Origin of the sequence: Paenibacillus sp. FSL W8-0187, assembly GCF_037969755.1 — a bacterium.
Classification (GTDB): Bacteria; Bacillota; Bacilli; order Paenibacillales; family Paenibacillaceae; genus Paenibacillus_AQ.
The window spans coordinates 3,802,089-3,813,852 of sequence record NZ_CP150206.1 but is presented as its reverse complement, the minus strand read 5'-3'; the positions used below and the strand labels follow the sequence as shown (position 1 = coordinate 3,813,852).

The following is an 11,764-nucleotide window of genomic DNA, read 5'->3' as shown; positions in this document are numbered from 1 at the left end:
AAAGAATGGAAGTACAAAAAATGACCGTAACCCGCTCTTCGCTGCCAGCTTCCGCTCAATACGCACGGCTAGGTTTTAGCATATTGAACGTGCTTTTTGCGATCTGCATCGCGGTACAGGTCTTCTTGGCTGGATTCGCGCTCTTCGTAGATTCGACACAATGGGGGATACACGGTAATTTCGCCATGTACTTCGCGCCTATCCCCGTATTGTTGTTTATATTGTCTTTTCCGGCCAGACTGCCCAAGGGCATTAAAATGAAGAGTTTGGTGTTGATCGGCCTAATCCTTTTGATCTTCGCGACGGCTGTCTTCTCGGAAGAAATCGGATTTGCGGCAGCGGCACATCCCGTCATCTCGCTAGGCTTGTTCTTGAACGCGTTGCTGATAATGAGGGAGATGAAGAAAGGATAGATTAGCGTAGACAGCATCTGTAATAAAATTCATTAGAATAAGCAAAATTATAGGCGATCCTGTGGGGACAGCCTATAAATTTGCCATAAACAATAATAAAGCAAAAGCTAAAAAACATTAATTCACGTCTATATTCCATTTTCCCAATCGTCTACATGGATAGAGCGAAATCGATTTTTGATATTAAAACTTTAGGAGGATGAAAAATGAAGATCAAACGAATAGTTGCAAATGTTAAGACGCAGGACATTTCCAAAGCTTCTTATTTTTACGGGGAAGTACTTGGACTTGATCAACTAATGGATATGGGATTTATTGCAACATACGGTTCGCATGAGAAAATGGGCACTCAGATTAGTTTCCTATTAGAGGGAGGCTCTGGGGCACCTGTGCCTGATCTGTCAATTGAGGTTGATGATCTTGATGACGCGTTAACTCGGATCAAAGAAGCAGGAATTCCAATTGAGTATGGACCAACTGAGGAGCCATGGGGGGTTCGACGTTTTTTTGTTAGGGACCCATTCGGGAAACTTATCAATATTCTTATCCATCTTTAAAAAATAAAATGAGCAAAAAGTTGCATTTCAAAATCTTCTACAGATGAGTTCGAGTAGGTGACACATCGAATAAGAAAGTTATATAAATGTGTCGGAGGACAAAAAACATTGTTCCATTGAAAGTTGCTATTTTTTAGCGGTTCGTTTATCAGGTTAGCCAGAATCTTCTGGTTGGCCTTTTTTGTTGTCGTTTTACGATATTACGATAGGGGAGCCGGGACAACGTAGCGGCTTTAGGGGAAATGATCCCGTGAAATATCTTTTTAAAAATTCACAGGTACCGCAACCTTTCGTCATAAGTTCACAATATTCATCTAATATGATCATTACATGAACGAGTCACATGTTCTATTGAGAATAAAAGGAGACATAGGGGAGACATAGGAATGAAGAAGGGAACGCTGTTTCTCACTTTTGTTGTTGGCATGTTAGGAGGGTTTATACTTTTTGAATTCATCGTGCGGATTGTGTTGCGGCAAATGAACACGTTTCCGGTTACGTTCATCGGAGCTCTTTAATGGATTCGTCATACTGGCAAAGCCATTTGTTCGGGTTATTGAATTGTTTCCGATTCTAATGCTCTTCCTTTCGTTTACGGGAAAGCTTCCGAACTTTTTGCGCTGGATGATTGTACTCAATGCGATTCTATCACCTATTCTTCCAGGTTAGCTGCAGGGCCCTGGCACGGATCCTTTTGCCGTGGTCAGTGTGCTTGTTATCAATGCCATTTAGGGATTATGCTCAGGAGTTGATTGCAACAGCAATAAAAAAAATGATTAAAATTTAAATTGATTTCATCAACGATGAGGAAAGCGAGTATACAAAATGAAAAAACACCTTCAACTGCTCACGCTGCTGCTCATTTTATCAGCATTTTCTTTAGTCGGATGTGAAGGGGATACGACCACTAACGTCGGTAAGCTCGAATTTAAGAATCCATTGCAAATTCCGCCAATACTTGAGCCAATGACGGAGTCAGAGGGTAAGAAACACTTTGCCTTAACCATGCAGTCAGGATCAACTGAGTTTTTGGAAGGCAAGCAGACACCCACTTGGGGGATTAACGGATCTTATTTAGGGCCGACCCTCCGAGTTTCGCGCGGCGACCAAGTTTCTTTCGATGTGATCAATCAATTGAATGAAAGCTCAACCTTGCATTGGCATGGGATGCGATTACCAGCAGTAATGGACGGCGGACCGCATCAGATGATCGAAGCAGGAGCAACCTGGGAACCTTATTGGACAATCGAGCAGCCGGCCGCGACTACATGGTATCATCCCCACTTGCATGGGAAGACAGCGCAGCACGTTTATCGTGGTCTTGCAGGATTATTTATCGTTGAGGATGAGGAGTCTAAAAAATTGCCTTCGGAATATGGTGTTAACGACATCCCGATTATCATCCAGGATAAATTATTTAAGGGCGACGGTTCTTTTAACGAGAATATGAGTATGACTCCGTTTGGATTGTTAGGCAATCAAATCTTAGTAAATGGGACATACGATCCTTACCTGGAGATCACTGCAAGTCAGGTTCGTTTTAGATTACTGAATGGTTCGAATGCGAGAGCTTATAATATCGGCTTTTCGGATAATCGTTCATTTTATCTGGTCGGCAATGATGCCGGGCTTTTACCCGAACCCGTTTTATTAGATCGTTTGTTGCTAAGTCCGGGTGAACGTACTGAGATCGTGGTGGAGTTTGAAGCTGGCGAAGAAACGATCTTGCACAGCTTTGCAGGAAAAGACGGGATTGAGAATGGGGAGTTTGATATCGTAAAGATTATCGCGGATACAAGTTTATCGGCTTCGTTGCAGCTCCCGAATCACCTTACCACTGAGCCGCTCATCGATGTGCCCGAAAATGTAAAGGTACGAAAATTTGAACTTACAACGAAATCTGCAATTAATGGCAAGGAAATGGACATGAATCGTATTGATGAGGTTGTTCCGGCTGGCGCACGTGAAATATGGCAGATCACCAATAAGGGTTGGGATCATAACTTCCATATTCATGATGCAGCATTCACCGTAATGGACAAAAATGGAGAATTTCCACCATTATATGAGCGTGGGAGAAAAGATACGGTCTTTATTCCGAATGGCACTACAGTCAGACTGGCCGTCGACTTTGGAAGCTATCCTGATCCCGATACGCCGTACATGTATCACTGTCACTTGTTGTATCATGAGGATAGCGGTATGATGGGGCAGTTTGTCATTGTCGAACCAGGCACCGAATCCCAAGTTTCGAAAGAGTTAAGCAAGGGAAGTCATGACCATTAATATAAGACACGGTGGCTGCTTGGCCGCCGTTTTTGTTTTCACATATAAAGATGTACCGATTGCCGAAAAGGACAAGAACATGCGCCGATTACCGATTCAATAAGTATCTAACTATGTTTCATGCAATTTCATTAAGCTAACGGGAAGAATTGTTTAATCATTATCCTCCGTATCACAAAAGTTGAATTCGGTCTGGCCCGGACTGTGCACATTAGCAATACATGAGAAACTGGGCCTGCTTTTGGACCTCAGTTCTTGGTCGACTTCGCACGCAAGCTCGATCGGAAACCCAAGTACGTCTTCTCGCGGACGCTGGATCACGTGTCGTGGCAGAACTCTTTCTTGTTGAAGGGGCTTGTTTCCGAGGAGGTGCCACAGCTTACGGCAGAAGGGAAGGAACCTAGTCGTTAACGGCGGTCCCGGCCTCGGTTCCACCCTGGCACAACTGGGCTTGGTGGATGAGTATCACTTCCTGGTACAGCCAATCGTTGCCGGACGTGGCCCCCAATTATTGGGGGGAGTTCGTGATCGACTGAATCTGAAGCTGACCGAGACCAAATCCTTCGGCTCCGGCGTCGTAGTGCTCCGCTACACGCCCGTTCGTTAACTGCCAGGCCACCACGGCTTGGCACTGCCAGACGAATATATACTGAGCACAAGATGTAGCCGGCAAACATTTGTCGGCTGCTTCCACGTGGAGCTTTTTCTTGCTGAACTAACGAGCAAAGATACAAGTATTGCAGAGATATAAATGCAAGTAAGAAAGTTGTTTGGAACGTATTAACTGATCCTGATTACATTAGAGATTGGTTAGGTGTACATATTGAAACGGATTGGAGAGAAGAGAGTCCGATCACATTTTCATTTTCATTATCATGGGACGGAAAAAAAATTACCGATAAGGGACATGTATTGAAATTCAAGGAACCGGACACTTTCTACTATTCATTGAAGTTTCGAGCAGGTTAGCTGAAAAGGAATGAAGATGAAGAACTGATTACAAGATAAGTGTGTCTAACAAATGGCTAATTAAGCGGAATGGGTAGGGATGAACCATTAAGAAACTCTCAAAAGAAGTATTCTTGGTTTCTGTGGTCGGTATATTATCGTTATTTGCTCTTATGTGCTTATTTGGCATCATCTTCTTTGCGGGATTATGGTATAAAGATGTATTTATGTAATTCATCATTGTGTTCTAAGAACAGGAAATGCTTCACTAACGGATACGATAGCCCGGCGATGGAACTCGCCCAATAAATTGGCCAGACGCATGGGGAAATCCTTCGTTATGGGGCCCTTTATTAAGTATATTCATGCTGGCAATGGACAACGCTTAAGGTTAAGTATTATCTTATGCGGGAGGTCGTCGCTTCTTGAAATTTGAACTAGGACGTTGCTTACTGAATGAACGATTGATGGAATCCGGAAAGTCAGCGGAATGGCTGGCAAAAGACTTGCTTTTTAAACCGGAACGAGTTTACGACTTTATTGAAAACAAAAGAGTGATGCCACTCAAAATTGCCATATCGATCGCCGATTCCATCGGTTGTGATGTTCGTGCCTTGTATGAATTAATTCCGATCAATAATGAAGTAAAAGGAGATTAATGGAATAAGTGGTAGGTTGCATTAAGACTACAAATGTGATCCATTAAGCTGAGCAATGGATCGATCCGCCTCCGATTGGTGACGGATTTCGCAATGAAAAATAGTAGTGCGGTATGGATCACAAATTATTATTATAACAATGAATAATCGACATTTTTTTGATGAGAAATACCCTAGGGAGATGATACACTTAAATACGACATAAACTACATATCATCTCTATTAACAGGGGGAAATCGAAGGATGATTCAGTACTATCGCAACAAAACATGGCTGTGCGCCTTTCTGCTGGCGATTTTTTTGGCAGGACTTTGCATGTTCATGTCAGCAGATTCCGCACAGGCACAGGGGAAGAGCATGCCTGTTGAGAAATTAAAAAAGATAAGCAGATTGTCTTTTAATTTAAGGGATGCGTATCAGAACTCCTATACGGTTTATATTTACGCTCAAGATGAAAAATCATCAACCTTGACCGAAATGGACTACTGGACCGGAAATAAGCCGGGGGACAAGCAATACACAGGTACATATAAAGCAGCTCTCGTCAAAAAAGGAGCGACGTATGGTACGATACAGTCCGTGAATCTTGGCCTGCATTCGGTTACGCTGCCCCAGACCTGGCATTATACGATTCGAAGCCAAGAAAAGGGCACGCCGGATATTCTGATGATTACAGAATGGGGGACATCTAATTTCAATCTGGCTACTCCTTTCATTATTCGTTCGGGGTCGCTGATGCCCGTGAAGTTCGTCGATCATAAAGGCAAAAAGATGGATAACTACTATCCTGCAGGACGGGAAGACGGCGTTCGCATGCTGTCAGATGCGCGGGTGCAGTTCAAGTTTTACAATAACGCTGTTTTCAAGTATGCCGTTAATACGTTCAAACTTAACGTGAGCAAGCTGGAATTGCGTTTGACGGAGACGCGATACATGGATTATGATCATCCATCCTGGCCAAACTCAGGAATCGGTGACCGCGCTTATCTCGAAAGCCTGAAGGCTGCCGCCAAGAAAGGGATTCTTCCCGACCAGCCAGGAATCAAGCTCGGCATGACTCATAAATCGCTCCAAAGTACGCTTAAAAAAGCCAAGCTGCGGGAAAACGGTGAATGGGGTGCATTTTATGTCTATCAGAACTATGCGATAGGCTTCGATTCCTATCTCCATGAGCTGGATTCCAGCTCAAGACTTATGATATTCAACCTTTTTGCCGAAAAGCGAAATTTGTACCCGTCAACAGTTAAATTGTGGCTTGGCAAACCGAATGATGAATTTTTCAATGAGGCTGATGGCGTGTATGACATGATTTACAACTTTGGTTTAGGCAAGCTGTCATTTCATTACGAGGAAGAGGATGGACAAATCTTCTTGGCAACGATTTATAGATAGTTGGTTGATGAACCGGCCACTCGGAATTATCTGTTCTACAGCAAGCCTCGAGTCTTAACAATTGTCGTTTGAGAATTCGATACATCGGCATTTACGGATTATCGGGTTAGCCAGAAATTCTGGCTAGCCTTTTTTATACTCGTTTTTACGTCTATTGGTGGGGAATTATTATCTTTCTCTGAAGAAACAACCGACAGCCGTTGGGTAGCGAAGGATAGAGTTCTCGATTTGATTACACAGCCAAGTGTTCGATTTCGCTATCAGGCTTATTTGGAGTTTAACGGAGCCGTAAACTATGCGGACTACGTAAATAAGAGCCCGAGTTTACAATCAAACATCAAACATATATTTCGAAGTAGATTGTTTCTCGTTGCTGAACAAACGGGTACGATAATTCAATAAGGAAGTCTACAACAGAAACACTGAAGGAGCTGCCGTAAAGTAGCTCTTTTTTACATGCTCACAAAATAAGTTGTTTGGTACATATGTCCTGCCTGGTGCTAAGCTAACGGGCAGAATAGTCCAAAACCTTTAATAAGATTCCGTTAAAGAGAAAGTTCATGTGATTGTTCTACTTGAAGGGCAATGCGCTTTTCATTGGAGGAGTACCAGCGTCCATGACAACAGGGGTAACCGTGTGCAAAAAATTGGCGATACACCTTAAAAAGTTCCTAAAATGGTGAGTATCATCAAAAAGTTTATTCTCTTACTGAACCTTTTTCTCCACGGGAGCGAATTAAGGGTTGTAACACGTTCAGGAGGGGCCCCTATGAATGATAAAGAGTTACTTCCGTGGCTTCAAAAAGCAACGTTGGGCGACGAGTCGGCCTTTCAGCTTGTCTATCAGGCGACTCACCAAGACGTCTATCGGACGGTTGCTTTTCTCGTCTACAACAAACAGGACATTGAGGATATCGTGAATGAAGTTTACATGCGCATGTGGCAGTCGTTTCACAAGTACGACCCGAACCGGCCGTTTCGGTTTTGGTTGCACGGGATCACTATCCGTCTTGTCCAGGATTGGAAAAGAAAGGCCTGGCGACGAATTCGCCTCTTTGAACGAAACCGCCAGATGACTTATGAACAGTTCGACTGGACGGACAAAGCAGTCCAGCAGTTCGAAATGCAGCATGAGCTGTTCAGCCTTGTCCGCCAGTTGTCGTACAAACTACGTGTGGTCGTCATCCTGCGCTATTTTCACGACTATTCTCTGGATGAAATTGCAGAAGTTCTACAGATCCCCGTTGGCACAGTGAAATCCAGGCATCATCTGGCACTGAAAGAACTCCGGAAACGATTCGAAATGACGGGAGGAGACGCGTATGTCCATTGATAAGGAATTGCGTGAAGAGCTTCGCCAGGTGGCAGATTCGATGCACTGCCCACCCGATTTGTATGGACGTGTCCGACAGTCCTACCAACATTTTGTGAACGAAAAGAGAGGTAGACCTATGAAAAAACGCATGCTCGCAAGTATTGCCGCTGTAGCAATCTTGATTCCTTCTGCCGTATTTGCTTCTTCCTATCTAGCCGATGAAATATTCGGATCTGTTAAAACCATTGAACAGCACGGCGGTTCACAGGAAAGTTATCAAGAGATTGAGGGAATGCTTCAAGTAGCAAAAGACAAGCTCACGGAAGACGAATTGAAGGAGTTTATGGAGTTGTTCAAGCAGATGGTGCAATTAAAGCTGAAGATGACCGATGAAAAAGGAATCAAACATGAGGAAAAGCTGACCAAAGAAGAACAGCAGCAGTTTGAGCAGCTCGTCTCCATGCTGGCCCCGTTCTTCGAGAAGATTAACGGAGCCGCCAAGCCGTAAGAAAAAGAAGCAAGGGACCCGTCCGATGTGGATGGGTCCCTTTTTTTTCACACATTATATGTGAATTTATCATTCATACAAATTACAAAATGCTGCCGATTTCAAACTACTTGCACCATCTCACACGGATCAAAGGTATAAGTTGGAGATTAAGGAACCATATCCAAAGGCTCCTGACTCGAACGTACACTTACATGTTGAGAACAAACATATGGATATTGCAGATATAAAGATTGAAGGAGAACGTGTCTTATGGGACGCCAGATTTTCACTTTTATAACCATCATTCAGAAAAGAATGAATTTTGTTATGTAACTTTTTTTGCTTTATTGGTGTTTACTCAGTTGAAGGAAATAACCTCCATGCAAGGAAGGGGACGGAAAAGTGAAGATGTCTAAATTTATAGAAACCATAACTTTGAGCACGGCTATAATCCTCAAAAAGCCATGATTATTTTGAAATTATTCTACGCTTTACTTCTTAGTATACCGTTTACGATTATTAATTTCAGTGCATACCTAAAAGGCAACACACCATCAACTATGAACTTAGTGAGTACTATTCTCTTTTTAATTTTGTGGATGTCATGGGGAGGTTTAAAAAACTATAGGGATAAACTGAGCATTCGTTTTCTTAAGTTCAGCTCCATTTACTGTCTTGTCTCTATTGCATGTGTTTTTGTAATGTATCTTATAGATTCAATACTTTTTTCAATACCAGTAGGAATAATTATTTTAGGACCAGTATATGGGTTAAGGTATTTCCTGCCCTCGATTTCATATGAAACATTCGGATACATCTGTGTATTAATAGTGTATGCTGCCAGTTTGATTGGTTCCTTTATAGGATATGTAACAAGTGAAAAAGCAGCACGAGAGTAAACAGTAATGGGTGTTCGAGGTTTTATTCCAAATTTCACCTGAATAACAAATAGCATCTGAGAAGGGGTGAGTGATCATGAAAAATAAGAAGTATTTAAGAAGATCTATAATCATTGCATCATGTTGTCTTGTATTAATGAGCGCATTTTTTATAATCAGAGAACTTATAGATAATAAGCAAGTTGTAGACTCGACTATTAATGATAGTGACACCACTCCACCAAAAAAAACATTAGAAGATTGGCAAATTGAATACGACAGAAAAGTTCGAACGGAACCAGCGGAAAGGGTAGTAACTGAATATGGAGAATTTTATTATGCTCCTTTTCCAAAACAAATTCCAAGAGATGAAGTCGCTAACCTAGATATTGATGAGGAAGTGACCGAAGATACAAACCAGGTAATAGAAAGAGGTTATTTTTACGAAAAAAAATGAAAAGGACGGAACGAACGATTACAGAGTGAAGAGTGAGAAAGGAGTGAAAAATGTGAGGGTGCATTCTAAAGGCATCAGAAAATTGATTGGTCTGGTTATTATCGTTTGTGTAGTGGGAGGTGTACTGGGGTACCATAGCACATTTGCTAAAAGCACGAATAATCAAAGCCCCGCAAATTCTCCTAACTATCCTGAAAATGAAAATGGGCAGTCATACGGTTCGGTTAAAGAAGCCACTTCCGTTGTATTGCTACCTGACTTAATCCATATGGGAAGTATAAATGACATTGCAGGATATGTGCTGAAAAAAGATTATCTCGGTGAACTTAGTCGTAATGTTCCATTGTATGATGTTGATGGAGTAAACATAATTGGTTCTATTCATATTAGAGCTAAGGATATGAACTATCCCAATAATAAAAACGGACAGACATACGGTTCTTCCGCAGATGCTGCTTCTCCAGAAACAGAACCTGAATTAATCAGCGCAATAGGTGTAGATGGCACTGCAGGATACGTGTTGAAAAAAGATTTAGACGGTGAGCAACCAAAGTCACCTCAGGATGCCATTGCGATACAGAACAGTAGATCACCAGATGGTCGCGATATCCCTTTGTATAATGTTGAAGGTACAACCGTAATTGGTGTGTTTCATGTTGGAAGAAGATAATAATAAAGTTTGCCCAGCAGGCAAGGTAAGCGAGATTTTACGCGTGACGCCTATTGGCTTTGCGGCCAGCGCCAGTGAGAGCTCCACCTTGTTTTTTCGAATGTTCACAAATGGTCGTTAATTTGTTTTCTGTCATAAGTCATCATAACTATCGAGTAAGTATGCTACAGGGAATACAGCATTTTCAGGTAAGGCTGAATGGTTGCGAAAAAGCAATCGAAACTTTTATCACTAATCCATATTGGGGATCTTGATCACTCATTTAATAGGGAAATAGCTGAAATCCAAACAGGAATAAAGAATTCTACAAGAATAGTGAGCAGGATTGTAGTCACTCCCTTTTATTGAGGAGCCTGAAACGTTTGGTTCTAATGTAGCACAATTTCTTAGAATGGAAACGGAGAGAAGTAAGCTTCAACATGACATGCTTTACACAGAGGCAAGTCTAAACGGTTTTTACGATTTTCTCTAGCAATTCTAAACGCAGTGGTGAACCAGAAGACTGTTTTTGAATTGAAACCCTTAGAGATAATTTGGTTCGACTCCAATGACAACGCATCGTTATAATGTTTGAGTTCCAGTGTGCTAATCTTATGTGGATAATAAGAATTAGTTTAACTACTACACGATTTAGATTAAGCTAACGGGACACGATAGCTCAATAAAAAGTGAAAGCAGCTGGCTTCTTATCGGCTGGCGGAACAGGTTATGGTGGAATAGGAACAAGTATGACAGCTACCTTAGTTCTTTTCATTTTGCTGATTATTAAAACTAGATCTTTCTTTTTCTAAACAAATAGCATTTTTTAAACCCTGCCAGCCTTGTGCTGACAGGGTTTAATTTCTCAAAATTTCGTAAACTAGCGGAATCTACATTATTATCGGTAACCTTCGATCTCATTCATTGTAGAGGGTATAACTGCCGTGACCTTTTGTCCAACGCGTTCATATGCTGCGTTGTCAAAGAAAGAGGTGATAAGATGGAAGCCTATTATAGCTGCATGCGATTCATGAACCAGAAAGTCCGCATTACGACAAGAGACGGTTGTGTACACGTAGGAAGAATCGTAAAAGTGGATTGTGATAATGTGTACTTGGAGACAGATCGAAGAGACGGAACTGTAACGACCTCCGCTTTCTTCCCCTTCGGATTCGGGGCTCGCAGCTCCATTTTAACATTAAGCCTGTTCACGCTGCTCGCGATTGCTCTAATCTAATGTGCCGATCTCCTCGCTACGAGGAGATTTTTTTGGAATCAAAAAACACGAAGCGCAGTCAAGAATGCTCTTCGTGTTGCCTCAATCCATCCCGATGAAGTCACGCACGCCACCTTGTTTTACTGGCGGCAAGAGATTCGTTCCGCATTGAAGCAGATTCCGACCGAAGCATTTCAAGTTATTGTTCAAATGGATGAGACTTACTTTCTGTACTCGGAAAAGGGCAAGCGGAATATTGCCAAACGTAAGCCACGTAAACGTGGCGGAAAAGCACATTTTCTCAGAGATAAGCCCTCAATCATACATTCAATAAAACGAACCCAAATATGAGGTCTTCTCGTTCGTTGCAGAGGGCTGTTTGTAAGATCATTTTTTCCTTGATTTAGGTTTTGATAGTCTTCACCAACGAGAACCAACTTGTTCTGTTTCGAAATTCAACAATCCCTGCGTGCATGGAGAACAGTTAAAATGTATCCCTGGAGA

At 42.1% G+C, this 11,764-nt stretch carries 12 protein-coding genes and 1 pseudogene; all 13 read left to right on the top strand.

Annotated elements, in window-relative coordinates:
- Positions 1–5: 5 nt before the first annotated feature.
- On the top strand, positions 6–413 hold the full coding sequence (locus tag MKY48_RS17065; RefSeq protein WP_339289995.1) for a DUF6220 domain-containing protein: 408 nt from the start codon (positions 6–8) through the stop codon (positions 411–413).
- Between the two features lie 206 nt (positions 414–619).
- Positions 620–970 (top strand): VOC family protein, encoded by a 351-nt coding sequence (locus MKY48_RS17060; protein WP_339264871.1) that lies wholly within the window; start codon positions 620–622, stop codon positions 968–970.
- Between the two features lie 386 nt (positions 971–1,356).
- On the top strand, positions 1,357–1,488 hold the full coding sequence (locus MKY48_RS17055) for a hypothetical protein (protein ID WP_339264869.1): 132 nt from the start codon (positions 1,357–1,359) through the stop codon (positions 1,486–1,488).
- 307 nt (positions 1,489–1,795) lie between these two features.
- Positions 1,796–3,256 carry a multicopper oxidase domain-containing protein gene (locus MKY48_RS17050; protein WP_339289993.1) on the top strand — a complete coding sequence of 487 codons (1,461 nt, stop codon included), beginning with the start codon at positions 1,796–1,798 and terminating at the stop codon, positions 3,254–3,256.
- 355 nt (positions 3,257–3,611) lie between these two features.
- On the top strand, positions 3,612–3,863 hold the full coding sequence (locus MKY48_RS17045) for a dihydrofolate reductase family protein (RefSeq protein WP_339289991.1): 252 nt from the start codon (positions 3,612–3,614) through the stop codon (positions 3,861–3,863).
- A gap of 766 nt (positions 3,864–4,629) precedes the next feature.
- Positions 4,630–4,863 (top strand): XRE family transcriptional regulator, encoded by a 234-nt coding sequence (locus MKY48_RS17040; RefSeq protein ID WP_339289990.1) that lies wholly within the window; start codon positions 4,630–4,632, stop codon positions 4,861–4,863.
- A gap of 243 nt (positions 4,864–5,106) precedes the next feature.
- The gene (locus tag MKY48_RS17035; RefSeq protein WP_339289988.1) at positions 5,107–6,255 is read left to right on the top strand and encodes a hypothetical protein; all 1,149 of its coding nucleotides are present in this window, start codon (positions 5,107–5,109) and stop codon (positions 6,253–6,255) included.
- A gap of 769 nt (positions 6,256–7,024) precedes the next feature.
- Complete coding sequence (locus MKY48_RS17030) at positions 7,025–7,588, top strand: sigma-70 family RNA polymerase sigma factor (protein ID WP_339289986.1); 564 nt, start codon at positions 7,025–7,027, stop codon at positions 7,586–7,588.
- On the top strand, positions 7,578–8,078 hold the full coding sequence (locus tag MKY48_RS17025; protein ID WP_339289984.1) for a DUF3600 domain-containing protein: 501 nt from the start codon (positions 7,578–7,580) through the stop codon (positions 8,076–8,078). Before MKY48_RS17030 ends, MKY48_RS17025 begins: the two co-directional genes overlap by 11 nt.
- Before the next feature lie 957 nt (positions 8,079–9,035).
- Positions 9,036–9,395 (top strand): hypothetical protein, encoded by a 360-nt coding sequence (locus MKY48_RS17020; RefSeq protein ID WP_339289982.1) that lies wholly within the window; start codon positions 9,036–9,038, stop codon positions 9,393–9,395.
- Positions 9,396–9,438: 43 nt separating this feature from the next.
- Entirely contained in the window at positions 9,439–10,065 is a 627-nt protein-coding gene (locus MKY48_RS17015; RefSeq protein ID WP_339289980.1) for a hypothetical protein, read from the top strand.
- Between the two features lie 979 nt (positions 10,066–11,044).
- Positions 11,045–11,281: a hypothetical protein gene (locus MKY48_RS17010; protein WP_076321378.1), complete on the top strand. Its 237-nt coding sequence runs from the start codon at positions 11,045–11,047 to the stop codon at positions 11,279–11,281.
- A 99-nt stretch (positions 11,282–11,380) separates the two neighbouring features.
- Positions 11,381–11,554 (top strand): annotated as a pseudogene (locus tag MKY48_RS17005) (IS1595 family transposase); the annotation flags it as partial.
- Positions 11,555–11,764: the final 210 nt, after the last annotated feature.